The organism is Sulfurisoma sediminicola (assembly GCF_003865015.1).
GTDB lineage: Bacteria > Pseudomonadota > Gammaproteobacteria > Burkholderiales > Rhodocyclaceae > Sulfurisoma > Sulfurisoma sediminicola.
The window spans coordinates 395,104-420,574 of the sequence record NZ_BHVV01000002.1 but is presented as its reverse complement, the minus strand read 5'-3'; the positions used below and the strand labels follow the sequence as shown (position 1 = coordinate 420,574).

The window sequence follows — 25,471 nt, the reverse complement described above, 5'->3', positions numbered from 1 at the left end:
GCCGGAAGTCACCGGGAACCGGATAGCGCATTTTCCCCGATGGCTGCGGGGCTGTCAGTGTTGACTTTTGCCGTGCGACTCCCATCATGGCGGGCCTTCGCCCAAGCCCACCCCCTGCCCGACCCGATGCTGCCCGACCTCTTCGAATCCGCCGACGTCTTCCGCGACCGCTTCGAGCGGGGCCTCGTCGACCTGCTGCGCACCACGGGCGAGTTGGGCGAGGACATCCTGGTGCTGGCCAACGCCAATTTCGAGACGCGCATCTGGGAGCATCTGCACGACGAGCTGCGTGCCTGCTTCATGCGCCTTGCCGCCGAGAACGCGGCGCAGACGCTGCACGGCGCCCCCGACGACGTGGCGACGCTGCGCGAGATCCTCGATCACGACTTCGACACGCTGCGCCCGGTCGAGCTGCGCCGCGCCGGGCCGTGGGAGCTGCAATTCAATCCGCTACGCGCCTACCGCCCCGCGCGCCACAGCAATGTAGCCGTCACAGGCATTCGCGCGCCCTTCGACCCGGCGCGTTTCCACTTCGACAAGCCCTTCCTGCGCCAGGAGATCATCTGGGAGGGGTCGCTGCTCGGCCGCAAGGCGACGCTCTTCTACAACAAGTTCCCCTTCGCCGACTACCACGGGCTGCTGGTCCCGGACGTCGGCGGCCACCGTCCGCAGTTCCTCGAGCCGGCGGACCTCGCCTGGCTGTGGGACCTCGCGCTGGAACTGAACGGGCGCATGCCCGGCTTCGGCCTCGCCTGCAACAGCTATGGCGCCCATGCCTCGGTGAACCACCTGCACTTCCAGAGCTTCCTGCGCGAAACGCCGCTGCCCATCGAAGACGCGCGCTGGACGCACAATGGCGGCAGCGAGCCCTACCCCTGCCGCTGCCTGCGGTTCGACGATCGCAAAGTGGCCGGCGAATTCATCGCCGACCTTCACCGGCAGGAGATCAGCTACAACCTGATCCTCTCCGACGGCCTCTTCTACTGCCTGCCGCGGCGCAAGCAGGGCGAAGTCGCCTACGCATCGTGGCTGGGCGCACTGGCCTGGTACGAAATGGCCGGCGGCTTCCCGCTGGCGATCGCGGCCGATTTCGCGCGGCTGGATCCGGAGGAGATCGCCGCGCAGATCGCCGCCGTCGACCTCGCGCAGACCTAGCCATGCGCATCGAACACATCCGCCGGCGCCTGCGCGACCTCGGTGCCCAGCCCTGCCACGAGGAACGCATGCTGCGGGCGTGGACCCGGGCGCTGCCGCTCGACGCCGGCGCCTGCCCGGCCGACCAGTATTTCCCCCGGGCGATGCGCGAGGCGTTTCCCGCCATCGCCGCCGACCTCGACGCATTGGCGCGCGTGCGCTCCGCGCACGGCGGCGCCGACGGCTCCGCCCGTCTGCTGGTGGAACTCGGCGACGGCCAGACGGTGGAAAGCGTGCTGCTGCCGAAGGACGGTCTCTGCGTCTCGACCCAGGTCGGCTGCGCCGTGGGCTGCACCTTCTGCATGACCGGCCGCGACGGCCTGTTGCGCCAGCTCGGCAGCGCCGAGATCGTCGCCCAGGTGGTGCTGGGCCGGCGGCGGCGCGCCGTGAAGAAGGTCGTGTTCATGGGCATGGGCGAGCCGGCCCACAACATGGACAACGTGCTTGAGGCCATCGACCTGCTCGGCACGGCGGCCGACATCGGCCACAAGAACCTGGTGTTCTCGACCGTCGGCGACCGCCGCGTGTTCGAACGGCTGCCGCTGGAACGCGTCAAGCCGGCGCTGGCGCTGTCGCTGCACACGACGCGCGCCGACCTGCGTGCGCGCCTGCTGCCCAAGGCGCCGCGCATCGATCCGGCCGAGCTGGTCGAACTGGCCGACGCCTATTGCCGCGCCACCGGCTACCCGATCCAGTACCAGTGGACGCTGCTCGAAGGCATCAACGACGACGACGACGAACTCGAAGGCATCGTGCGCCTGCTCAAGGGCAGGTACGCGGTGATGAACTTCATTCCCTACAACGAAACGGAGAACGCCGGCGGGCCCGCCTACCGCCGCCCGTCGTGGGAGCGCGCACAGGCGATGGCGCTACACCTCTACCGCCATGGCATCCTCGCCAAGCTGCGCCAGTCGGCCGGGCAGGACGTCGACGGCGGCTGCGGCCAGTTGCGGGCACGGGCAGCCGCGCGGCTCGACTGAAGGTCGGCGCCGGCGGGACGGCACGTCGCCCCTTCTTTTGCGTTCTTCCTCGATCAAAACAAGCCCGCTCGCGTGAGTTCATCCTTGAGCCACGCATAGACAATCGGCGCCGCAACGACGCCGGTCATTCCGAAGACCGCTTCCATCAGCAGCATTGCCGTCAGCAGTTCCCAGGCGCGGGCATTGATCTGGCTGCCGACAATTCGGGCATTGAGGAAATACTCGAACTTGTGCACGACGACGAGGAATATCAGAGAGGCCAAGGCGGCGTGAGGCGAATGCGCCAGGCTGACGACGACGATGACGACATTCGAAATCAGGTTGCCCACCACCGGCAGGAGGCCTGCGATCAGCGTTATCAGGATCAAGGTCTTGGTGAGAGGCAGGTGCACGCCAAACAGCGGCAGCGCCACCACCAGGTAGATTGCCGTGAAGACGGTATTCAGCACGGAAATGCGCACCTGCGCAAAGACGATCCGCCGAAATGCCTCGGCAAGGCGACGAACGCGCTCCTGCAAGGCAACGCCCACCGGTCCCAGCGGCCGCCCGCCGTGGGCGTCCTGCGTCGCGACCATGGCACCGATGATCAGGCCAACGAGGATGTAGGCGAGGGTCACGGCGGCCTCCTTGCCGACATTCCGCAATTCGGAAGCATGCTCGCGCAGCAACTCCACGGTCGCCATTCTGAGGTCATCGGGATCCACGGGAATCATGTCAATGGCCCAGGATGGCAGCGTCGCACGCGCATCCTCGATGATCTGGGCCATTTTGGCGAACAGCGCGGACAGGCTGCCGGCGTCGCTCTTGAAGAACGCGATTGCGCCAATCACTGCCGCCGTAGTGAAGCTGGCCACCACCGTCGCCAGGACGATCACCGCGGCAAGCCGGGCGCGCTCGCTGGCGAAGTGCCGCTGCAGGCGTGGCGCAAGCAGATGCACGAGCACGAAGACAAGGAGTCCGGCGAACAGGGCGGGCAACAAGTTCAGGCGCAGCACCGCGACCAGCGCCATGCCGGAGAGCAGCCAGGAGGCGAGTCGCACCCGCAGATCGAAGTATTCAGCGTTCATTCTGGGTCATCCGGGGCGTGTTCGGGAGCACCATGCACGTCAACCAAGCAGTCCTGCAGCGATATTGACGGTAAGGGCCAGGAGTGTCGTGTTGAATACGAAGCCGACGATGCCATGGGCCATCGCCAATCGTCGCATCCGTGTGCTCGCGATGGCCACGTCCGCCGTCTGGGAGGTCATGCCGATGACCATCGCGAAATACAGGAAGTCCATATAAACGGGGCTGTCCTGTCGCGGAAACTCCAGCGGCGAGCCGACGTCTGTGCCGGAGGAAATGTAATACACGTGAGCATAATGAAGAGCGAACGCGGTATGAACCAGCAGCCAGGATGCGGCAAAGGTCGCGGCAACCAGGCCCACGTGAAAGCCCTGGCCGGTCGGCGCGTAGCCCTTCAGGCCCGACAGTTCCAGGACGATGGCGGCGAGGCTGGCGACGGCAGCCGCAACGGTCAGCACCAGGACGACCGCGGCGCCGTCATCCTGGATGCGGGCGCGCCACCGCATATGCTCCACGGAGGAACGATGGATCATGATCCAGGCCAGCAACAGGTACAAGCCCGCACCGATGTCCCAGGTAGCCAACGCCCGCGTCGAGAATGCCATCGTGGGTGGCAACAGCAAGAACGTGACCGTCCCGGTCAGGCCGGCGACCGCCAGCCGCGGCCGTGCGCGCACCTGATGCCAGAACTTGGTGATCAATGATCGGGCATGTTCCCTGGGGAGACCATCTGGGGACGGGGCCATGTCGCGCATGACCCCGATCAAACGTCAGGCTTCAGGCAATGGGCCGCCTTGGCTGCTTCATAGGATTGGCTGAGGTCCCTTTCGTCCTTTGCCGGAACCGACAGTTTCACCCAATGGCCGTTGCATTCGGATCGCTCGGCGATCAGTTCCGCGACGAACCTGGTCTTTTCCTCCATGGTCAGATGAGGCTTGTCCGTACAGGCGTTCAGCAGCGGGATGCCAAAGACGCCGATCAGGAGAGCGCGCATGGTTTGGGGCACGGAAATCATGTGGTTGTGTCGGATCGTTTGGGCATGGCCCGAAGGTGGATTGCATTCTATGGCCGACCGTTTCCATGATCGCGGCGAATCGATTCGAATCGGGCCATGCAAGTTGTAACAATTTGAAAGCATCCGGGCGACACATGTTGTTGCAATTCGCGCCTTGATGCGCAGGCGCACCACCCCTATCTTTCGCCGCGGACGGCGGCATTCGACCTCCGGCTGACGCCGTAGTGCGCTTTCGCAGCCCGATCAACCCGTGTTGAAACAGGAGTGTTCCATGAAAAGAGCCATAGCCTCGATCGTACTTGTCCTCACTGCTTCCGCAGCCCTGGCACTGCCGACACCCAAGGACATTGCCACCGCCGTAAATTCCGGGCAGCTGTCGCAGGCCGAGGCCATGTTGCACGAAGTGATCAAGGAGAAGCCGGCCAGCGCGAAGGCACACTACGAACTCGGTCAGCTATTGGCACGAGAAGGACGCAAAATCGAAGCGCGCCAGGAATTGCTCGAGGCACGGCGTCTCGATCCGTCGCTGAAGTTCGCCACCGACCCCAAGCACTTCAACGAGCTGCTGGACCGCTTGCCGGAAAGCATCGGTGCTCCGGTCACATCGCCTGCCGCGGCGACCCTGCATCCCGCTGTCGTAGCGCCGGCGGCGCCACAACTTCCCTGGGGCTTCATGCTCCTGGGCGGCGGCGCCATCCTGGTGATTTGGTTGTTCATGCGCCGCAGCGCCTCGGCGCCGGTGATGACGCCTTCTGCCGCATCCGCCACCGGCGGGAGCCTTTCCGGCGGCGGATTCGGCTACGGGCCCGGCACGCCCATCCAGCCGCAGGCTGCGGGTTCGGGCCTGGGTGGCGCCATGCTCGGCGGGATCGCCGGCATGGCAGCAGGCTACGGACTGGCCAAGGTTCTCGAGAGCGGCAGCGAAAACCAGCGTATTCAACCGGCGCGGGACAACAGCAGCTTCATCCCGGTCGATTCCAGTCCGCAAGTCGATTTCGGAGCATTCGATGCCGGCTCCGGCGACTCATGGGACTCGGCAGACGCGGGGCCAAGCGACGAAAGGTGGTAATCCGGCCTTGCGCGCCGCATTTCCGGACAAGCTTTCCTGACTGGCCCGAATCTGCGGGCGATCGCCGCTGTTACTCAGTGCCGGCCTTCGCGGTGTGAATGCGGTTCCTGCCATCCTTCTTGGCCGTGTAACAGGCCATGTCCGCGCGAGTCAGTGTATCGACCATCGACTGTCCGGCGTGAACGGGCACGATGCCGATGCTGACACCGATCGAAAACCGATGCGAACGCCAATGGAACTTGAAGCTCCCGACGGTCGCACGGAGCTTCTCGGCCAGGCGGGCAGCATGGTTCAGGGTCGAATGCTCCATCAGTACCGCGAATTCGTCGCCGCCAACGCGTGCGAGGGTGTCGCGCGAGCGCAACTGCCCCTGCAGCAGGGCGGCGATCTGCCGTAGCAGCTCGTCCCCAGCGATGTGGCCACAGGTGTCGTTGATGACCTTGAACTGGTCCAGGTCGAGGAAACACAGGGCGTGCCGGTCCGCCGGGTCGCTCTCCGCCGACAGCAGGCGCTGCAGCCGACGCTCGAACTCCCGGCGGTTGATCAGGTTGGTCAGCGCGTCGTGGGAAGCCTGGTGGGCGAGCTGGATCTCGAGGTCGTGCCTGTCGGTGACGTCGCGGCAAACCACCAGCATCCTCGGTCCGCCGCCTCCCGGTTCCAACGTGGCGCGCTGATGCACCCAGAATATCGAACCGTCCTTGCGGATCTTCCGGTACTCGATGTCCTCGCCTGGACACGGCTGTTGGAACTGCCTTTCGAGGCAGGCGAAGACGCGCTGCTGGTCCTCCGGATGGATGATCTTCGCCGCTGATTCACCGATCAGCTCGCCGGGATCGTAGCCCAGCAAGCGGGCACCGGTCCGGTTGACGGTAAGGATTTCGCCAGTCGGGCTGAGGGTCGTATAGATATCCGGCGCATTCTCGTACAGCGCCTGATAGCGGGCCTCGGTGATGCGCAGCGCTTCCTGCGCCTTGACGGTATCGGTGACGTTCTTGAAGATGCCGCGAGTCGAGATCGCGCCGCCATCCTTGATGAGGGAACCGCAATCCCCGACCAGGTAGATCGTTTCTCCGGACTTGGTGAGGAACTTGAAGGTGATGCAACTCAAGTTCTCGCCCTGGAGCAGGCGCCGAAAGCGGTCCTGGCAGCACAGCGTGCTGTCGGGATGAAGGACGTCCAGCAGGGTCAGCGATTGAAGCTCCAGTTCGCTGTAGCCCATGACTTCCCGCCAGGTGCGATTGGTGTAGAGAAAGCGGCCGTCCGGCCCGAGGCACTGGATCAGGTCGCTGGTGTTGTCGAAGATGTCGACGTAGAGTTCCTCGCTCTCCCGCAGGCGCTTCTCCATCAGGCGGCGCTCCCGTTCCTGCCCGGCCCGCCTGAGCAGGACATCGACCATGAGCGGCAGGCCCTCGAGATATTGCGCATCGTTGTCGATGAACTGGCATATGCCGAACATCAGGCAGCGGATCGCGATTTCCTTCGCGCCGGTTCCATTGACCACGACCACGGGAATATCGATGCCTTCGTCCGAAATCCGCGTCACCAGGTCGAGGGCGGTGAAATCCGCCAACTCCAGGTCGCAGAAGGCCAGGTGCCACTCCTCCTTCGCCAGGGCGCGGTCGAGTTCCTTGCGCCGATGGACGCGATGGAAGGCCAGGCCCGCGACATGGGCGTGCAACGCCCGCTCGATGGCCGCCCCGGATGCGTCGGAGCAGGCCATCAGGACCTTGACCTTCTGCGTGTTGCTCAAGACGCTGCTTCCCGGCATGTGTCGAATCCGATACGGGTCGAAAATGTCTTCAAAATGGGGGCTCAGTTTTCCTCGGGCACCATGCGGATCGCGCCGCAGGGGCACTCGGCGACGCAGACGCCGCAGCCCTTGCAGTAGTCGAAGTTGAACTTGAAGCGCTTGCCCGGGCCGAGCTTGATCACGGCATTGTCGGGACAGACGCCGTAGCAATTGTCGCACTCGAAGCAGTTGCCGCAGGACATGCAGCGGCGCGCCTCGAACAGCGCGTTGCCCTCGTCCAGTCCGCCGAGCACTTCCTCGAACGTGGACTGGCGACGGATGATGTCGAGCACCGGCCGCACGGTCTTGGGCGCATCGGAGTAGTACCAGGCGTTCATGCGCTCGAAGGTGGCGAGCTCGTGCTTGGGCAACGGCGCGTAGGTTTCGCCGCGCAGCCAGGCGTCGATGGCGCGCGCCGCCTTCTTGCCGTGGCCGACCGCCACCGTGACAGTGCGCTCGTTGCCGGCCATGTCGCCGCCGGCGAAGACGCCGGGGTGGCCGGTCATCATGCCGGCATCGACCTGGATCAGGCCCTTGTCCACGACCAGGCCGGGCACGTTCTCCAGCAGCGACAGGTCGGCGTCCTGTCCGAGTGCCAGCACCACCGAGTCGGCCTCGATGCGCTCGAACTCGCCGGTCGGCTGCGGGAAGCCCTTGTCGTCGAGCGCCATCTTCTCGACCATGATGTCCGACTCGCCGGCCTCCTTGATGGTCGACAGCCACTTGATGGAGATGCCTTCCTGCAGCGCCTCCTCAACCTCGAAGTCGTGCGCCGGCATCTTCTCGCGGGTGCGGCGGTAGACGATGATCGCCTCCTCGGCGCCGAGGCGCTTGGCGGTGCGCGCGACGTCGAGGGCGGTGTTGCCGCCGCCGTAGACGACTACCTTGCGGCCGAGCATCGGCGCAGATTCGCCCTCCATGCCGCGCAACACCGCGACGGCGTCGAGCACCTTGTTGGCATCGCCGGCCGGAATGTAGGCGCGCTTGGCGATGTGGGCGCCGACGCCGAGGAAGACGGCATCGAAGCCGTCCTGCATCGCCTCGAGGACGTTGCTGACCTTGGTCTGCAGATGGATCTCGACGCCGAAGTCAAGGAGGCGCTTGATCTCGGCGTCGAGCACGTCGCGCGGCAGGCGGTACTTGGGAATGCCGAAGCGCATCATCCCGCCGGCGAGCGGGCCGGCCTCGTAGATCACCGCCTTGTGGCCCATGCGCGTCAGCTGGTAGGCGGCGGAGAGGCCGGCCGGGCCGGAGCCGACGACGAGCACGCGCTTGCCTGATGCCGCGGCCGGCGCATCGAATTGCCAGCCGCGCTTGATCGCCTCGTCGCCGAGGAAGCGCTCGACCGAATTGATGCCGACCGAGGAATCGACGTACTGGCGGTTGCAGCCGCCCTCGCAGGGGTGGTAGCAGACGCGGCCCATGATGGCGGGCAGCGGATTGTTCTCGGTGAGCGCGCGCCAGGCCTTTTCGTAGTCGCCGCTCTCGGCGTGGAACAGCCAGCCCTGGATGTTCTCTCCGGCCGGGCAGGCGGCGTTGCAGGGCGGCAGGCGGTCGACGTATTCGGGGCGGAAGGTACGCCACGAGCCAGTGCGGTTGGCCAGCGAGGAACCGGGGTTGAGGGTGATGGCGAAGGGCTTGTCCATTTCAGTGGCTCTCTTTGCGGGCCTGCAGCCCGTACCTGCGGATGTTCCTGTCCGCCTGCGCCTGCAGGTGGGCGATCACGTCGACCCGCGGCTGCTTGCCGAAGAGATGGGCATAGCGCTTCTGCGGCTTCAGGTACTCCTCGACCGGCAGCGGGCGGCGTATCGCCAGCACCGACTTTATTTCGCCGTGCTCGGCCTCGAACACCGGGAAGATGCCGGTTTCCTTGGCCAGCCGCGCCATGCGGATGGTGTCGTGCGAGGCCGTGCCCCAGCCCAGCGGACAGGGCACGAGGATGTGGATGTAGCGCGCGCCGCGGATTTCCATGGCACGCCGCACCTTGGCTTCGAGGTCGCGCAGGTCGGCCACCGTGGCGGTGGCGACGTAGGGGATGTCGTGGGCCAGCGCGATGGCGGGGAGGAACTTGCCCTGGTCGAAGACGTTGCCGGGCTCGGCTCCGACCGCCGGCGTGGTCGAGGTGCGTGCCGCCGCCGGCGTGGCGCTCGAGCGCTGCACGCCGGTGTTCATGTAGCCGCCGTTGTCGTAGCAGATGTAGAGCACGTCGTCGTTGCGCTCGAACATGCCGGAAAGGCAGCCGAAGCCGATGTCGGTGGTGCCGCCGTCGCCGCCCTGGGCGACCACGCGGATCTGCGCCTTGCCCTTGACCTTGAGCGCCGCGGCGATGCCGGTGGCGACGGCCGCGGTGTTGCCGAACAGCGAGTGGATCCACGGAATCTGCCACGAGGTCTCGGGATAGGGCGTGGAAAACACCTCGAGGCAGCCGGTGGCGTTGGCGGCGATGAGCTGGCCGTCGGTCGCCTCCATCGCCGCGTCGATGGCGTAGCGCGCACCGAGCGCCTCGCCGCAGCCCTGGCAGGCGCGGTGGCCGGAATTGATGGAGTTGAAACGCTTGCTGCTGGCCTGGACGCTGCGTTCCTCGGGCGGCAGCAGGCGGTTGCCGACGGTGAAGGTGCCGGTCTGGTAGAACTTTACGGGTTGGAAACTCATGGCTGCCCCACTCAATAGTTGCGCGATGCGACGACGCCGACGTCGCGCAGCAGCGCTTCGGCGACGGGCCCGGTGCGGCGGTGCGCTTTTTCGCGTTCGAGTTGCTTGTTGACGGCGTTCCAGTCGAGGTCGAGGAAGGTCATCAGCTCGAGGTCGCCGCGACAGGCCCTTTCGAACAGCGCGGTGAGCGACTTGACGGTGATGGCACGGCCGCCGAGCCCGGCGATGACCGTGTGGCCCTTCAGCCCCATGCCGGTCACGGCCATGCGCACATCGGTGGCGACGATGCCGCCGCCGCCCACGGCGAGGCTCTTTTCCAGCACGACGAAGCGCTGGCAGTGCTTGAGCGCGGCGGCCACGGCGACATGCGGGAACGGGCGGAAACTGGTGATGCCGAGCACGCCGATCTTGTGGCCGGCGTCGCGCATGGCATCGACCGTATCCTTGATGGTGCCCAGCACCGAGCCCATGGCGATGACCATGGTCTCGGCATCCTCGGCGCGATAGGTGTGGATCAGGCCGCCGCTGTCGCGGCCGAACACCGTCGCGAATTCCTCCGCCAGTTGCGGAATGCGCTCGAGCGCCTGCATCTGCCGGGCGTGGGCGAGATAGCGCACCTCCATGAAGGCTTCGGGACCGACCATCGCGCCGATCGAGACCGGCTCGTTGGGGTCGAGCATCTGGCGCGGCTCGTATTTCGGCAAGTAGGCATCGACCTGCGCCTGCGTTGGCATGTCGACGCGCTCATAGGCGTGGGTGAGGATGAAACCGTCCATGCAGACCATGATCGGCAGCGATAGCTCCTCGGCCAGCTTGAAGGCCTGGATGTGCAGGTCGAGCGCTTCCTGGTTGGTTTCGGCGAACAGCTGGATCCAGCCCGAATCGCGTTGCGACAGCGCATCGGAATGGTCGTTCCAGATGTTGATGGGCGCGCCGATGGCGCGGTTGGCGATGGTCATGACGATCGGCAGTCCCAGCCCGGAGGCGTTGTAGACCGCCTCGACCATGTAGAGCAATCCCTGCGAGGCGGTGGCGGTGTAGCTGCGCGCCCCGGCGGCAGAGGCACCGATGGCCACGGACATCGCGGCGAATTCGGATTCGACGTTGATGAACTCGCAGGGTGCGAGCGAGCCATCCTTCACCATTTCGCCCAGCGCTTCGACGATGTGGGTCTGCGGCGAGATCGGGTAGGCGCAGATCACCTCGGGCCGGCACAGGGCCACGGCCTCGGCGACCGCGCGGCTGCCTTCCATCTGCTTAAGCATGGTTCATTGCCTCCTCCATCTCGGCCTTGACGATCGCATAGGCCTCGCGCGCCGCCGCAACGTTGCCCTCGGCGACCTTGCCGGAAAACCGTTCCTTGATCGCCTTGATCACCGATTCCAGCTGCAGTACTCCCGCCACGGCAGCGAAGCCGCCGAGCAGCGGCACGTTGGGCACCGGCCGGCCGACATGGTTCAAGGCCAGCTCCATCGCCGGCACGGTGCAGAGCCGCTCCGGGCGACATTCGCGAACGAAGTCGCCGAGACCCAGCTGGTCGAAGGTCTTGCTGGTGTTGATCAGGATGTAGCCGTCCTTCTTCAGGCCGGCGAAGACATCGACCTGGTGCAGCAGGGTCGGGTCCTGGATGATGATCGCGTCGGGCTCCATGATGGGCTCACGCAGGCGGATCTCGCGATCCGAGATGCGGCAGAAGGCCACCACCGGCGCCCCGGTACGCTCCGAGCCGAAGCTGGGAAAGGCCTGGGCATGGCGCCCCTCGTCGAAGGCGGCAACCGACAGCATCTCGGCGGCCGTCACCACCCCCTGCCCGCCGCGTCCGTGTATGCGTACCTGGAACATGCTGCCCCTCCTCCATCAGCTGATCGGTCCTTTTACTCCGCCATCATCCATGGACTGTTGATCGCCATCAAGGGCACCTCGCATGTTGCACTGCGTATTGCACAATGTGAATTGCTGTTTTACATTATGGAACAGCGAGGGACACCCGACCTACCCGGAAGGCTACACTGAGCGAAAACGGTCCGCGGCGGCAACCCCGTCGCCGGACCACCTACAACACAGACAAAGGAGGAGACCGCATGTCATCCATGCCGTCCACCGTGGCACATTCCGACGCCGACCCGCTGGAGACGCGGGAGTGGCTCGATGCCCTCGAAGCCGTGATCACCGAAGAGGGCCCCGAGCGCGCCCATTTCCTGATCGAGCGCCTGATCGAGCTGGGCCGCCTTGCCGGCATCAACCAGCCCTACTGCGCCAACACCGAATACCTCAACACCATCCCGGCCGACCGCCAGGTCACCGCGCCGGGCGACTACGCCATCGAGAACCGCATCCGCTCCTACGTGCGCTGGAACGCGCTGGCCATGGTGCTGCGCGCCAACAAGGGCGACTCGAATCTCGGCGGCCACATCGCCAGCTTCGCCTCGGCCGCGACGCTCTATGACGTCGGCTTCATCCATTTCTGGCGCGCGCCGACCGAACAGCACGGTGGCGACCTGGTTTTCGTCCAGGGCCACTCGGCGCCCGGCATCTATGCCCGCGCCTTCCTCCTCGGCCGCCTGAGCGAGGACCAGCTCGACGGTTTCCGCCAGGACGTCGACGGCAAGGGGCTGACCTCCTACCCGCACCCCTGGCTGATGCCTGACTTCTGGCAGTTCCCCACGGTGTCGATGGGCCTGGGGCCCCTGCAGGCGATCTACCAGGCCCGCTTCATGAAGTACATGCACGACCGCGGCCACGCCGACGCCACCGGCCGCAAGGTCTGGGCCTTCATGGGCGACGGTGAGATGGACGAACCCGAATCGATGGGCGCCATCGGCATGGCCGGGCGCGAGAAGCTCGACAACCTGATCTTCGTGGTGAACTGCAACCTGCAGCGCCTCGACGGCCCGGTGCGGGGCAACGGCAAGATCATCCAGGAACTCGAATCCGACTTCCGCGGTGCCGGCTGGAACGTGATCAAGGTGATCTGGGGCGGCTACTGGGACGCGCTGCTGGCGCAGGACAAGAAGGGCCTGCTGCGCCAACGCATGATGGACTGCGTCGACGGCGAATACCAGACCTTCAAGTCGAAGGACGGCGCCTACGTGCGCGAGCACTTCTTCAACACGCCGGAACTGAAGGCGATGGTCGCCAACTGGACCGACGACGACATCTGGCGCCTCAACCGCGGCGGCCACGACCCGCACAAGGTCTATGCCGCCTACCAGTCCGCCGTGAATCACACCGGCCAGCCCACCGTGATCCTCGCCAAGACCATCAAGGGCTACGGCATGGGCGAATCGGGCGAGGCGCAGAACATCACCCATCAGCAGAAGAAGATGGGCACCACCTCGCTCAAGGCCTTCCGCGACCGTTTCAAGCTGCCGATCACGGATGAGCAACTGGAGACGCCGCCCTACCTCAAGTTCGAGGAGGGATCGGCCGAGCTCAACTACATGCGCGAGAAGCGCCTGGCGCTGGGCGGCTACCTGCCCCAGCGTCGCCGCGCCGTCGAGCCGCAGCCGATTCCGCCCCTGTCGGCCTTCGACGCGCTGCTCAAGGCCACCGGCGAGGGCCGCGAGATCTCGACCACCATGGCCTTCGTGCGCATCCTCAACGTGCTGCTCAAGGACAAGGTCCTCGGCCGCCGCGTCGTGCCCATCGTGCCCGACGAGTCGCGCACCTTCGGCATGGAAGGCATGTTCCGTCAGTACGGCATCTGGAACCAGCAGGGCCAGAACTACGTGCCGCAGGACGCCGACCAGCTGATGTTCTACAAGGAATCGAAGGACGGCCAGATGCTGCAGGAAGGCATCAACGAGGCCGGCGCCATGTCCGACTGGATCGCCGCCGCCACCGCCTACTCGACGCACGGCGTGCAGATGCTGCCCTTCTACATCTTCTACTCGATGTTCGGCCTGCAGCGCACCATGGACCTGTGCTGGGCGGCGGGCGACTCGCGCGCCCGCGGCTTCCTGGTCGGCGGCACCGCAGGGCGCACCACGCTCAACGGCGAAGGCCTGCAGCACGAGGACGGCCATTCGCATGTACTGTCGGCGACGATTCCGAACTGCATTTCCTACGACCCGACCTTCGCCTACGAACTGGCGGTGATCGTGCAGGACGGCCTGCGGCGCATGGTGGCCGAGCAGCAGGACGTGTTCTATTACCTGACGGTGATGAACGAGAACTACGAGCACCCGGCCATGCCCGAAGGCGCCGAGCGCGACATCCTCAAGGGCATGTACCGCTTCCGCAAGGGTGCCGCCAACAACGGCCCGCGCGTGCAGCTGCTCGGCTCGGGCACCATCTTCCGCGAGGCCATCGCCGCCGCCGAACTGCTGCGCGCCGACTGGGGCGTCGAGGCCGACCTCTGGTCCTGCCCCAGCTTCACCGAGCTGGCGCGCGACGGCCACGACTGCACCCGCCATCACCTGCTGCATCCCGAGGAGCCGGCCAGGGTCTGCCACGTGACGGCCTGCCTCGGCGACACCCGCGGTCCGGTGATCGCGGCGACGGACTACATCCGTGCCTTCGCCGACCAGATCCGCCCCTTCGTCGCCGAAGGCGGCCGCCGCTACGTCGTGCTCGGCACCGACGGCTTCGGCCGCTCCGACACGCGCGAGCAGCTGCGCCACTTCTTCGAGGTGGACCGCTACTGGATCACCCTGGCCAGCCTGCGCGCACTCGCCGACGACAAGCAGATCGACGTCGCCAAGGTTGCCGAAGCCATCAGGAAGTACGGCCTCGATCCAGACAAACCCAACCCGGTGAAGGTGTAAGCCATGGCGACGATCGAAGTCAAAGTTCCCGACATCGGCGACTTCAAGGACGTGCCGGTCATCGAGGTGCACGTCAAGCCGGGCGACGTCATCAAGGCCGAGGACACGCTGGTCACGCTGGAGTCCGACAAGGCCACCATGGACGTACCCTCCCCCGCCGCCGGCACGGTCAGGGAAGTGAAGATCAAGGTCGGCGACAAGGTCGCCGAGGGTGTGTTGGTGCTGCTGCTCGAAGCCGGAGCGGCTGCAGAGGCCACGCCGGCTGCTCCGGCAGCATCCGCTCCGGCGCCAGCTGCGCCGGCCGCCGTTGCTCCGGCATCGGCGCCGATCCCGGCACCGGCCGCAGAAGGCGAGGTCTGCGAACTGCGCCCGACCGAGGTCGAACCGACCACGGCGCCTTCGGCGATCAGCATGCCCTCGCCCGGCGACGTCGCGGCCGAGGTCATGGGCGGCCACCAGGCCCACGCCAGCCCCTCGGTCCGCCGCTACGCCCGCGAGCTCGGGGTCGATGTCCGCAAGGTCAGGGGCAGCGGTCCCAAGGGCCGCATCACCCAGGCCGATGTGCAGGGCTTCGTCAAAGGCGTCATGGCGGGTTCCACCGCCGTCTCGCCAGCACCGACTTCTGCCGGCGGCGCCGGTCTCAGCCTGCTGCCCTGGCCGCAGGTCGACTTCGCCAAGTTCGGCCCCATCGAAACCAAGCCGCTGTCGCGCATCCAGAAGATCTCCGGCGCCAACCTCGCCCGCAACTGGGCGATGATCCCGCACGTCACCCAGTTCGACGAGGCCGACATCACCGACCTCGAAGCGCTGCGCGTCCAGCTCAACAAGGAGAACGAGAAGAGCGGCGTCAAGCTCACCATGCTCGCCTTCCTCATCAAGGCCATGGTCGTCGCGCTTAAGAAATACCCCAGCTTCAACGCCTCGCTAACGACGGCCGAAAATGGCGAAATGAGCCTGGTGATGAAGCAGTACTTCCACATCGGCTTCGCCGCCGACACGCCCAACGGCCTGGTGGTGCCGGTGCTCAAGAACGCCGACGGCAAGGGCGTGCTGGAGATCGCCAGCGAGTCCTCGGCCATGGCGAAGAAGGCGCGCGACGGCAAGCTCGGCCCGGCCGAGATGCAGGGCGGCTGCATTTCCATCTCGAGCCTCGGCGGCATCGGCGGCACGGCGTTCACGCCCATCATCAACGCGCCCGAAGTCGCCATCCTCGGCGTGTCGAAGTCCGAGATCAAGCCGAAGTGGAACGGCAAGGAATTCGTGCCGCGGCTGATGCTGCCGCTGTCGCTGTCCTATGACCACCGCGTCATAGACGGCGCGCTGGCGGCGCGTTTCACCGCCTTCCTCGGCCAGTTGCTGGCCGACATGAGGAGAAGCCTGCTGTGACCACGCTCTGCGTCGTCAAGAAGGGCGGCGAGGTGGCCATCGCCGGCGACTCGCTGACCACCTTCGGCGACACCCGGCTGGGCCGCCACTACAAGGGCGAGCACGACAAGATCCTCAGGCTCCACGGTTCGTGGGTCGGCATCTGCGGCAGTTCGGCGCATCACCTGGTGATCGTCAGCGCGTTGGCGAAGCTCGAGGAAGTGAAGCTCGGCTCGCGCATGGAAGTCTACGAGACCTTCCGCCGGCTGCATCCCGTCCTCAAGGAACACGCCTACCTCAACCCGAAGGAGGACGAGGACGATCCCTACGAGAGTTCGCAGATCGTCGCGCTGATCGCCAATCCGACGGGCATCTACGGCGTCTACACCATGCGCGAAGTGTTCGAGTTCGACCGCTTCTGGGCCATCGGCTCGGGCCGCAACTTCGCGCTGGGCGCCATGCACGCCGCCTTCGATACCGCGCTCACCGCCGCACAGATCGCCGAGGCGGGCGTGGCCGCCGGCATCGAATTCGACACCGCATCCGGGCCGCCGATCGTTTCTCACACGGTCACGCTCGCTGGAGAAAAGTCATGATGGAAGTCAAGGTTCCCGACATCGGCGATTTCAAGGACGTGCCGGTCATCGAGGTGCACGTCAAGCCGGGCGATGTCATCAAGGCCGAGGACACGCTGGTCACGCTGGAGTCCGACAAGGCCACCATGGACGTGCCCTCGCCCGTCGCCGGCACGGTCAGGGAAGTGAAGATCAAGGTCGGCGACAAGGTCGCCGAGGGCGTGCTGGTGCTGGTGCTGGAGGAAAGTGCGTCCATTGCCGCCGCGACGCCAGCCGCACCCACCACGGCTCCAGCCCCGGCTGCGGCCCCCGCGCCAGCCGCCACCCATGCCGGCGGCGCCGACATCGAATGCGACCTCATGGTCCTTGGCGCCGGCCCGGGCGGCTACTCGGCGGCCTTCCGCGCCGCCGACCTCGGCCTCAAGGTCGTGCTCGTCGAGAAGTACGCCACGCTCGGCGGCGTCTGCCTCAACGTCGGCTGCATTCCGTCCAAGGCGCTGCTGCATGTCGCCGCGGTGATGGAAGAAGCGCAGCACATGAACGAACTCGGCGTCGCCTTCGCCGCGCCGCAAGTCGACATCGACAAGCTGCGCGCGCACAAGGCCAAGGTCGTCGGCAAGCTCACCACGGGCCTAGCCGGCATGGCCAAGGCGCGCAAGGTGCAGGTGGTGCGCGGCGTCGGCAGTTTCCTCGACCCGCAGCACATCGCCGTCGAGACCGACGAGGGCCGCAAGGTGGTGAAGTTCGCCCAGGCCGTGATCGCCGCCGGCTCCAGTGCGGTGAAGCTGCCCTTCATCCCCGAGGATCCGCGCATCGTCGACTCCACCGGCGCCCTCGAATTGCGTTTCGTGCCGAAGCAGATGCTGGTCATCGGCGGCGGCATCATCGGCCTCGAAATGGCCACGGTCTATTCGGCGCTCGGCGCGAGGATTTCCGTCGCCGAGATGCTCGACGGCCTGATGCCCGGCGCCGACCGCGACCTGGTCAAGGTCTGGGAGAAGCAGAACGCGCAGCGCTTCGAACGCATCATGCTCAAGACGAAGACGGTTTCCGTCGAAGCGAAGGACGACGGCATCTGGGTGAAATTCGAGGGCGAGCAGGCGCCCGCCGAGGCGCAGCGCTACGACATGGTCCTGGTCGCCACAGGCCGCTCGCCCAACGGCAGGAAAATTGCCGCCGACAAGGCCGGCGTCGCCGTGACCGAACGCGGCTTCATCGAGGTCAGCCCGCAGATGCGCAGCAACGTGCCGCACATCTTCGCCATCGGCGACATCGTCGGCCAGCCCATGCTCGCCCACAAGGCCGTGCACGAGGCGCATGTCGCCGCCGAGGTGGCCGCCGGCCAGCGCTCGCATTTCGACGCCAGCGTGATCCCCTCGGTCGCCTACACCAGCCCCGAGATCGCCTGGGTCGGCCTCACCGAGGAGCAATGCAAGGCGCAGGGCCGCGCCATCGAGAAGGGCCAGTTCCCCTGGGCCGCCTCGGGCCGCGCCATCGCCAACGGCGCCGACTACGGTTTCACCAAGCTGCTGTTCGATGCGGAGAGCCATCGCATCATCGGCGGCGCCATCGTCGGCCCCAACGCCGGCGACATGATCGGCGAAGTGGCGCTGGCGATCGAGATGGGGGCCGACGCCGTGGACATCGGCAAGACCATCCATCCGCACCCGACCCTGGGCGAAACCGTGGGCCTGGCTGCCGAAGCCGCCCACGGCAGTTGCACGGACCTGCCGCCGGCGCGGAAGAAATAGCGGCTTCCGCTATACTCAAAAAATTCAGAAGCCCGGCCTGACCGGGCATATTTTTCGGAGACAGCCCATGGCAATGACCCAGGACGAACTCAAGCAGGCCGTGGCGCGCGCCGCGCGCGATTACATCGCCGCCAACGTGCCCGCCGGCAGCATCATCGGCGTCGGCACCGGCTCCACCGCCAACTTCTTCATCGATGAACTCGCCGCCGTCAAGGACCGCATCGCCGCCACGGTGGCGAGCTCGGAGGCGACGAAGAAGCGCCTCGAGGGCCACGGCATCAAGGTCGTCGACCTCAACGAGGTGACGAGCATGCCGGTCTATGTCGACGGCGCCGACGAGATCACCGGGAATCTCGAGATGGTCAAGGGCGGCGGCGGCGCGCTGACGCGCGAGAAGATCGTCGCCGCCGTGGCCGGCAAGTTCATCTGCGTCTGCGACCAGAGCAAACTGGTCGGCACGCTGGGCAAGTTCCCGCTGCCGGTCGAGGTGATCCCGATGGCGCGCGCCTACGTTGCCCGCGAAATCGAGAAGCTCGGCGGCAAGCCCAAACTGCGCGAAGGCTTCACTACCGACAACGGCAACCTGATCCTCGACGTCCACGGCCTCGCCATCGCCGACCCGGCCGGCTTCGAAACCAAGCTCAACCAGATCGTCGGCGTCGTCACCAACGGCCTCTTCGCCTGCCGCGGCGCCGACCTGCTGCTGCTGGCCACCCCCGACGGCGTGAGGCAAATGGGCAAGTGAAACATTCCTGTCATGTCGGAGCAATAAACTGCTCCGCCTGACCCGAAGCAGCGACGGAGAGCCCCACCATGAACGAACACATCGCCAAGCAGTTCGACGCCGACCTCGAGAACATCCGCTCGCGCGTGTTGCAGATGGGCGGCCTCGTCGAGCAGCAGATCGTCCGCGCCTTCGCCGCGCTCGAGACCGGCGACCTGATGCTGGCCGACGAGGTCGTCGCAACCGACCACGACGTCAATCGCCATGAGGTCGAGCTGGACGAAGCCTGCGCCCACCTGATCGCGCGGCGCCAGCCGGCGGCCTCCGACCTGCGCATGATCATGGCGGTGATCAAGACCATCACCGACCTCGAACGCGTCGGCGACGAGGCGAAGAAGATCGCCAAACGCGCCCGCACGCTGCACTCCGGCGACATGCCCTTCGTCCCGCGGGTCGAGCTGCGCCACGTCTCGGCCACCGCCGTCGCCATGCTGCGCAAGGCACTCGATGCCTTCGCCCGCACCGATCCCACGGTATCCGCCCAGATCGCCCGCCAGGACAAGGAAGTCGACGCCGAATTCAAATCCATCATGCGCCAGCTCATCACCTTCATGATGGAGGACCCGCGCATGATCTCCTCCTCGCTGGAGGTGCTGTTCATCGCCAAGGCCATCGAGCGCATCGGCGACCACGCCAAGAACATCTCGGAATACGTCGTCTATATGGTCAAGGGCCGCGACGTCCGCCACATCGGCCTCGAGGCCATCGAGCGCGAGGCAGCCGAAGGCTGAAGCCGGCGCCGCACCACCGCACCACCGCACCACCGCACCAAAGAGAAGGGCCGCCTCGACACCGGGGCGGCCCTTCGCTCATTGGCAGATGCGGTTCAGCCTTTGGGCGGCACGTAGCCCGCGGCCTGCTCGGCACCTTCGCCGAAGAAATGCTTGGTCACCTGCTCGGCCAAGTAGGTGCGGGCCCGCGGGTCCATCAGGTTGAGGCGGTTCTCGTTGATCAGCATGGTCTGCAGCTTGATCCACTGCTGCCAGGCCTCCTTCGACACGTTTTCCCAGAGCCGCTTGCCGAGTTCGCCGGGCATGGGCGGGAAATCCAGCCCTTCCGCCTCGCGGCCGAGTTTGATGCAATTCACCATGCGCGCCATCTATTTGTTTCCTTTCAAAAATATCTGCTGAGCGGCTACCGACCTGGCAATAAGTGGAGGCGCAGCCGCCGGATTAAAGGGCCTTGACGAAAACCTTGGAGCGGCGCTGGAAATTGTAGAGTTCGCGCCGGGCCGCCGGCAGGGTGTCGGGCGGCGCCTCCTCGAAGCCGCGCTCGATGAACCAGTGCGCGGTCCGGGTCGTCAGCACGAAGAGCTTTTTCAGCTTCAGCTTCTTCGCCCGCGCCTCGATGTGGCGCCGCAACTGGTCGCCGTAGCCGGCGCGACGGAATTCGGGATCGACGGCGAGGCAAGCGAGCTCCGCCGCTTTCTCGCTCGAAAACGGGTAGAGCGCGGCGCAGCCGACGATGACGCCGTCGTGCTCGAGCACCGAAAAGCGCTCGATCTCCATCTCCAGCCGTTCGCGCCCGCGCTTGACCAGCGTGCCGTCGGCCTCGAGCGGCTCGATCAGGCCGAGGATCGCGCCGACGTCGTCGACGGTGGCGTTGCGCAGCAGCGCCAGCGGATCATGCGTCATCACCGTGCCGAAGCCGTCGCGGGTGAAGAACTCCATCAACATGGCGCCATCGGCCTTGCGGTCGAGGAAATGCACCCGGCCGACGCCGCCGTGGCAGGCGCGGATCGAGCCGCGCAGCACGCGCTCGATCTCCGGCGCCTGTTTGGCCTTGCCGAGCAGCTGTTCGGCCTCGTCCACGGTCAGCGCGTCGATCACCGTGCCCTTGCGGTCGACCAGGCCGGCGCCGTCGGCGAGGAAGATCAGCTTGTCGGCGCGAATCGCCACGGCCACCGCCTCGGCCACTTCCTCCCAGGCGAGGTTGAATATCTCCCCCGTCGGCGAAGCGCCGATCGGCGTGATCAGCACGACGTTCTCCTGTGCCAGGTCGCCCTGGATCTCGTCGGCGATGACCTTGCGCACCGCGCCGGTGTACTGGAAATCGACACCGTCGACGACACCCACCGGCCGCGCCGTGATGAAGTTGCCGCCGGTGACGCGCAGGAAGGCGCCGGCCATCGGGGTATTCGGCAGGCCCTGCGACAGCAGTGCCTCGATCTCGATGCGCGTCACGCCCATCGCGCGCTTGACGCATTCGAGCGCATCGGAGTCGGTGACGCGCACGCCCTTGTGGAAACGCGGCTCGAGCCCGCGGCTGCGCATCTCGGCGTCGATCTGCGGCCGTGCACCGTGCACCAGCACCAGGCGGATGCCCATGCTGTCGAGCAGGGCGATGTCGTACATCAGGTCCTGGGCGCCGCCATCGGAGAACACTTCGCCGCCGAAGGCGATGACGAAGGTCTTGCCGCGGAAGGCATGAATGTAGGGCGCCGCCTGGCGCACCCACGCGACGAGGCGGGTATCGCTCTCAGGCGGCGCCTGCCGCGTTTCGATGGTCATGCTCGGCGTCAGTCCTTTTTCTTTTTCGGTTTCTCGGCGGCCGCCACGCCCTCGGCGCCCGGCTTGGCATCGAGCGCGGCCTCGAGCCGTTCGCAGATTGTACGCAGCACCTTGACCCGGGCGAAGTTCTTGTCGTTGGCCTCGACGATGGTCCATGGCGCGTTGCCGGTGCTGGTGCGATCGACCATGTCGCACACCGCCTCGTGATAGGCGTCCCACTTCTCGCGGTTGCGCCAGTCTTCCTCGGTGATCTTGAACTGCTTGAACTCGATCTTCTCGCGCTCCTTGAAGCGCTTGAGCTGCTCGTCCTTGCTGATCTGCAGCCAGAACTTGATGACGATGACGCCGGAGTCCGAGAGGTCGTGCTCGAAGTCGTTGATCTCGGAATAGGCACGCAGCCAGTCGGCCTCGGCGCAGTAGCCTTCGACCCGCTCGACCAGCACGCGGCCGTACCAGGTGCGGTCGAAGATCGTCACCCGGCCGGTGCGCGGGATGTGACGCCAGAAGCGCCACAGATAGGGCTGGGCACGCTCTTCCTCGGTCGGCGCGGCGACCGGCACGACCTGGTAGTCGCGAGCATCGAGTGCGGAGACGATGCGGCGAATGGTGCCACCCTTGCCGGCGGCGTCCGACCCCTCGAAGGCGCAGAGCACCGAATGGTTCTTGAAGCGCGGGTCGCGCACCAGTTCGGAGAGCTTGCCCTGCCACTTGGCCAGCTGCGTTTCGTAGTCGGCCTTGGTGATCGGCTTGCGGTTGAGCTTGAGCTCGGACAGCACGTCGCGGCCGTCGATGTTGGGCCGCGACGGCGGTGCCACCGGGGTGAACTGCTTTTCCGGATGGGCCAGACGCTGGCGGATCGCCTCGAGCAGGATCTTGCCGGTGGTGAGCGAGCGATAGCGGTCATCCTCGCCCTCGATGATGGTCCACGGCGCCCACGGCGTGTTGGTCATGCGCAGCACATGGCCGACGACGTCCTGCAGCTTGTCGTAGGTCTTGAGCCGGTCCCAGTTCCACTTGGTCACGCGCCAGGCGGTCTTCGGATCCTTTTCCAGCGCCTTGAGGCGGCGTTTCTGCCCGTCCTTGGTCAGGTGGAACCAGAACTTGAGCACCAGCGCGCCCTCGTTGACCAGCATCGCCTCGAAGCGGTTGATCTGGTCGATGCGCGCATCCATCGCCGCCTTGGTCATGCCGCCGTCGAGCCGGTCGTGGATCGGACTCGAGTACCACGAGCCGGCGAACACCCCGATGCGACCCTTGGGCGGCAGGGCGCGCCAGTAGCGCCACATGAAGGGGCGCAAGCGCTCCTCGTCGGTCGGTGCCGAGAATGCCAGCGTCGAGATGAAGCGCGGGTCCATCCACTCGTAGAGGATGTTGATGGTCTCGCCCTTGCCGGCGCCGTCCTGGCCGGAGACCAGCACGATCACCGGGATCTTGCCCTGCTCCTTGAGGTCGTACTGCACGTCGAGCAGGTCGGCCCGCAGCTGCGGCACGGCCTGCTTGTAGGTTTCCTTGTCGATCTTGTGACCCAGCTCGGCCGATTCGAACATGATCAATCCCCCCACAAAGCCATCATTCCGGCCAGGGCCGCGGCCCCGGCCGTTTCGGTGCGCAGCACGCGCGATCCGAGATTCACCCCGCGAAAGCCGACCGCATGCGCCGCCTGCGACTCGCCGTCCTCGAAGCCGCCTTCCGGACCAACGAGGAGTGTGACACCTCCTTGCGGTTTCGGCAGCTCGCGCAGGCGCCGTGCATCCAGCGGCGAAGCCAGCAGACGCAACTCATTTTCAACGGCCGGCTCACCAAGGTATTGAGGCAGATCAACAATCGGCGCCACCGGCGGCACGCGGTTGCGGCCGCACTGCTCGCAGGCCGCCGCGGCGACGGCCTGCCAGTGGGCCACGCGCCGCTCCATGCGCTCGCCGGAAAGCCGGATGACCGAGCGCTTCGCCGCCACCGGGCGAATCGCCGCCACACCCAGTTCGACGCACTTCTGCACGATCCAGTCCATCTTGTCGGCGGCGGCCACGGCCTGCACCAGCGTCACCGCCAGCGGCGCCTCGCGGTCGACCGGATCGAAGGTCTTGAGGTCCGCGCGCACCTCGTCCTTGCGCACCAAGGTGATGGCTGCGGTCCATTCGCCGCCGCGGCCGTCGAACAGGATCAGCGGGTCGCCTTCCTTCAGCCGCAGCACGCGCGAGACGTGGTGCGCCGCGGTCTCCGGCAGCGCCACATGCGCCCCCGGGGCAAGGCCTTGCGGGCAATGGATGCGCGTTATCATTGGCCCATTATAGGTTCGCAAGAGAACAAGGAGACAGCGTTCATGGTCAGCCTTACCACCCCCGTCTGCGACTTCGGCCGCCCCGCCATCGACTTCGACCTGCCCGGCGTCGACGGCGGGCGCCACAGCCTCGCCTCGGCGCGCGGCCCCCGGGGCCTCCTGGTGATGTTCATCTGCAACCACTGCCCCTACGTCAAGGCGGTGATCCACCGCCTGATCCGCGACACCCGCGAACTCAAGGCCATGGGCATGAACGCCATCGCCATCATGTCCAACGACCCCGCCGATTACCCCGAGGATTCGTGGAACCACATGGTGAAGATCGCCAGGGAACTCGACTTCCCCTTCCCCTACGTGCTCGACGCGACGCAGGAAGTCGCCAGGGCCTACGGCGCGGTGTGCACGCCCGACTTCTTCGGCTTCAACGACAGGATGGAACTGCAGTACCGCGGCCGGCTCGACGAGTCGCGCAAGGAGACCGCGCCCGAGGGCGTGCGCCGCGACCTGTTCGAGGCGATGAAGCAGGTCGCGCTGACCGGCAAAGGCCCCGCCGAGCAGATCCCGAGCATGGGCTGCTCCATAAAATGGAAGTCCGAATAAGGGCCTCACCGTACCGCTACCGCCGTCCCAAGGGATACCGCTTCGCATAACTTTTCGATGGACGCCCTGCTGACCCTGCCGCAACTCTCGGCCTTCCTCGTCGCCGCCGTGCTGATCACGCTGGCGCCGGGCCCGGACAACCTGATGGTGCTGAGCCTCGGCGTCGCGCGCGGCCGCGAGGCGGGCATCGCCTTCGGTCTCGGCTGCGCGCTGGGCTGCCTCAGCCACACCGCGCTCGCGGCGCTCGGCATTTCCGCCCTGATCGCCGCCTCGGCCGGCGCCTTTGCCGCGCTCAAGCTTGCCGGCGGGCTCTACCTCGTCTGGCTCGGCGCGCAGGCGATCCGCAACGCGCGTCCCTTCGGCACGACCGCGCGGGAGCTCCCGGCGGACGGCGCGGCAAAACTCTTCGCCAAGGGACTCGTCGCCAACGCCGTCAACCCCAAGGTGATCCTCTTCTTCCTCGCCTTCCTGCCGCAATTCGTCGCTGCCGGCCGCAGCCCCGGCGTGCAGATCGTCCAGCTCGGCCTCGCCTTCACGCTGCAGGCCGCGTTGATCTTCGCCGCCATCGGCTGGTTCGCCGGCATCATCGGCCAGTGGCTGCAGCGCCGGCCCGCGATCGGCGCATGGCTCGACCGCCTGGCCGGCGGCATCTTCGTGCTGTTGGGGCTGCGCCTCATCGCGGCGCGCTGAAGCGGCGATGCCCGCCCCGAAATCGCCCCGCGCACCCGATGCCTCCCGGCTCGACCGCCTGGTCGCCGAGGCGCGACGGTCGGCCGATCTGCGCGAGCAGGACTACCGCGAGCGGGCGCTGAAGATCTATCCCTGGATCTGCGGCCGCTGTGCCCGCGAATTCACCCGCGACAAGCTGCGCGAGCTGACCGTCCATCACCGCGACCACAATCACGACAACAACCCGCCCGACGGCAGCAACTGGGAGCTGCTGTGCCTCTACTGCCACGACAACGAACACCAGCGCCAGCTCGAACTCGCGTGCCGCGGCGATGGCGGACAAAAGACCGCCCCGGCCACCCACCAGCCCTTCGCCGCGCTGGCGGGTCTCTTGAAGAAGGGCGACTGA

Annotated in this window: 24 protein-coding genes; 12 read left to right on the top strand and 12 right to left on the bottom strand. The window is 66.4% G+C overall.

Translation table 11 applies throughout. The annotated features are described in order from the left end of the window. Positions 1-57: 57 nt before the first annotated feature. The gene (locus tag EJE94_RS06150) at positions 58-1,155 is read left to right on the top strand and encodes a GDP-D-glucose phosphorylase 1 family protein (protein ID WP_147435843.1); all 1,098 of its coding nucleotides are present in this window, start codon (positions 58-60) and stop codon (positions 1,153-1,155) included. Positions 1,156-1,157: 2 nt separating this feature from the next. Then, positions 1,158-2,174 (top strand): RNA methyltransferase, encoded by a 1,017-nt coding sequence (locus EJE94_RS06145; RefSeq protein WP_121243271.1) that lies wholly within the window; start codon positions 1,158-1,160, stop codon positions 2,172-2,174. Positions 2,175-2,227: 53 nt separating this feature from the next. On the opposite strand, the gene EJE94_RS06140 is transcribed toward EJE94_RS06145, so the two are convergent. From EJE94_RS06140 to EJE94_RS06130, 3 genes are all read right to left on the bottom strand, one after another. Beyond that, positions 2,228-3,241 carry an AI-2E family transporter gene (locus tag EJE94_RS06140; RefSeq protein ID WP_121243270.1) on the bottom strand — a complete coding sequence of 338 codons (1,014 nt, stop codon included), beginning with the start codon at positions 3,239-3,241 and terminating at the stop codon, positions 2,228-2,230. Between the two features lie 39 nt (positions 3,242-3,280). Further along, positions 3,281-3,940: a DUF1345 domain-containing protein gene (locus EJE94_RS06135; protein WP_207855758.1), complete on the bottom strand. Its 660-nt coding sequence runs from the start codon at positions 3,938-3,940 to the stop codon at positions 3,281-3,283. Between the two features lie 62 nt (positions 3,941-4,002). Next, the gene (locus tag EJE94_RS06130) at positions 4,003-4,254 is read right to left on the bottom strand and encodes a hypothetical protein (protein ID WP_121243269.1); all 252 of its coding nucleotides are present in this window, start codon (positions 4,252-4,254) and stop codon (positions 4,003-4,005) included. Positions 4,255-4,504: 250 nt separating this feature from the next. Between EJE94_RS06130 and EJE94_RS06125 the strand changes: the two genes are divergently transcribed. Then, a complete protein-coding gene (locus EJE94_RS06125) occupies positions 4,505-5,323 on the top strand; it encodes a tetratricopeptide repeat protein (RefSeq protein WP_124962405.1) in 819 nt (272 codons plus the stop codon). A 70-nt stretch (positions 5,324-5,393) separates the two neighbouring features. Here EJE94_RS06125 and EJE94_RS06120 read toward each other — a convergent pair whose 3' ends face one another. The 5 genes from EJE94_RS06120 to EJE94_RS06100 form a co-directional block, all read right to left on the bottom strand. Continuing rightward, positions 5,394-7,073 carry a PAS domain S-box protein gene (locus EJE94_RS06120; protein ID WP_165904766.1) on the bottom strand — a complete coding sequence of 560 codons (1,680 nt, stop codon included), beginning with the start codon at positions 7,071-7,073 and terminating at the stop codon, positions 5,394-5,396. Positions 7,074-7,135: 62 nt separating this feature from the next. Further along, positions 7,136-8,758, bottom strand: a complete 1,623-nt coding sequence (locus EJE94_RS06115; protein ID WP_121243266.1) for an NAD(P)-binding protein — start codon at positions 8,756-8,758, stop codon at positions 7,136-7,138. Between the two features lies 1 nt (position 8,759). After that, complete coding sequence (locus tag EJE94_RS06110; protein ID WP_121243265.1) at positions 8,760-9,764, bottom strand: thiamine pyrophosphate-dependent enzyme; 1,005 nt, start codon at positions 9,762-9,764, stop codon at positions 8,760-8,762. Between the two features lie 11 nt (positions 9,765-9,775). Beyond that, positions 9,776-11,029, bottom strand: coding sequence for a pyruvate ferredoxin oxidoreductase (porA, locus tag EJE94_RS06105; protein ID WP_121243264.1), 1,254 nt, complete (start codon positions 11,027-11,029; stop codon positions 9,776-9,778). After that, positions 11,022-11,606 (bottom strand): 2-oxoacid:acceptor oxidoreductase family protein, encoded by a 585-nt coding sequence (locus EJE94_RS06100; RefSeq protein WP_121243263.1) that lies wholly within the window; start codon positions 11,604-11,606, stop codon positions 11,022-11,024. The genes porA and EJE94_RS06100 overlap by 8 nt, the downstream gene beginning before the upstream one ends. Positions 11,607-11,845: 239 nt before the next feature. Between EJE94_RS06100 and aceE the strand changes: the two genes are divergently transcribed. From aceE to phoU, 6 genes are all read left to right on the top strand, one after another. After that, entirely contained in the window at positions 11,846-14,530 is a 2,685-nt protein-coding gene (gene aceE / locus EJE94_RS06095) for a pyruvate dehydrogenase (acetyl-transferring), homodimeric type (RefSeq protein ID WP_121243262.1), read from the top strand. Positions 14,531-14,533: 3 nt separating this feature from the next. Then, positions 14,534-15,916: a dihydrolipoyllysine-residue acetyltransferase gene (gene aceF / locus EJE94_RS06090; RefSeq protein ID WP_121243261.1), complete on the top strand. Its 1,383-nt coding sequence runs from the start codon at positions 14,534-14,536 to the stop codon at positions 15,914-15,916. Beyond that, positions 15,913-16,491 carry an MFS transporter gene (locus EJE94_RS06085; protein WP_121243260.1) on the top strand — a complete coding sequence of 193 codons (579 nt, stop codon included), beginning with the start codon at positions 15,913-15,915 and terminating at the stop codon, positions 16,489-16,491. Before aceF ends, EJE94_RS06085 begins: the two co-directional genes overlap by 4 nt. Next, entirely contained in the window at positions 16,488-18,221 is a 1,734-nt protein-coding gene (gene lpdA / locus EJE94_RS06080) for a dihydrolipoyl dehydrogenase (protein ID WP_121243259.1), read from the top strand. Before EJE94_RS06085 ends, lpdA begins: the two co-directional genes overlap by 4 nt. A gap of 67 nt (positions 18,222-18,288) precedes the next feature. Further along, positions 18,289-18,966: a ribose-5-phosphate isomerase RpiA gene (gene rpiA, locus EJE94_RS06075; protein WP_207855756.1), complete on the top strand. Its 678-nt coding sequence runs from the start codon at positions 18,289-18,291 to the stop codon at positions 18,964-18,966. Between the two features lie 68 nt (positions 18,967-19,034). After that, positions 19,035-19,736: a phosphate signaling complex protein PhoU gene (phoU, locus tag EJE94_RS06070; RefSeq protein ID WP_121243257.1), complete on the top strand. Its 702-nt coding sequence runs from the start codon at positions 19,035-19,037 to the stop codon at positions 19,734-19,736. Between the two features lie 95 nt (positions 19,737-19,831). On the opposite strand, the gene EJE94_RS06065 is transcribed toward phoU, so the two are convergent. The 4 genes from EJE94_RS06065 to EJE94_RS06050 all read right to left on the bottom strand — a co-directional run bounded on the left by EJE94_RS06065 (position 19,832) and on the right by EJE94_RS06050 (position 23,793). Then, positions 19,832-20,104: an oxidative damage protection protein gene (locus tag EJE94_RS06065; protein ID WP_121243256.1), complete on the bottom strand. Its 273-nt coding sequence runs from the start codon at positions 20,102-20,104 to the stop codon at positions 19,832-19,834. Positions 20,105-20,177: 73 nt separating this feature from the next. Further along, positions 20,178-21,515, bottom strand: coding sequence for an amino-acid N-acetyltransferase (gene argA, locus EJE94_RS06060; RefSeq protein ID WP_121243255.1), 1,338 nt, complete (start codon positions 21,513-21,515; stop codon positions 20,178-20,180). Between the two features lie 8 nt (positions 21,516-21,523). Further along, positions 21,524-23,062, bottom strand: a complete 1,539-nt coding sequence (pap, locus tag EJE94_RS06055) for a polyphosphate:AMP phosphotransferase (RefSeq protein ID WP_121243254.1) — start codon at positions 23,060-23,062, stop codon at positions 21,524-21,526. A gap of 2 nt (positions 23,063-23,064) precedes the next feature. Then, the gene (locus EJE94_RS06050; protein WP_121243253.1) at positions 23,065-23,793 is read right to left on the bottom strand and encodes a 16S rRNA (uracil(1498)-N(3))-methyltransferase; all 729 of its coding nucleotides are present in this window, start codon (positions 23,791-23,793) and stop codon (positions 23,065-23,067) included. A gap of 42 nt (positions 23,794-23,835) precedes the next feature. On the opposite strand from EJE94_RS06050, the gene EJE94_RS06045 reads away from it, so the two are divergent. From EJE94_RS06045 to EJE94_RS06035, 3 genes are read left to right on the top strand one after another with little or no spacing between them, the layout of a single operon-like run. Beyond that, complete coding sequence (locus tag EJE94_RS06045) at positions 23,836-24,393, top strand: thioredoxin family protein (RefSeq protein WP_121243252.1); 558 nt, start codon at positions 23,836-23,838, stop codon at positions 24,391-24,393. A gap of 57 nt (positions 24,394-24,450) precedes the next feature. After that, positions 24,451-25,083 carry a LysE family translocator gene (locus tag EJE94_RS06040; RefSeq protein ID WP_121243251.1) on the top strand — a complete coding sequence of 211 codons (633 nt, stop codon included), beginning with the start codon at positions 24,451-24,453 and terminating at the stop codon, positions 25,081-25,083. 7 nt (positions 25,084-25,090) lie between these two features. After that, a complete protein-coding gene (locus tag EJE94_RS06035; protein WP_121243250.1) occupies positions 25,091-25,471 on the top strand; it encodes a YajD family HNH nuclease in 381 nt (126 codons plus the stop codon).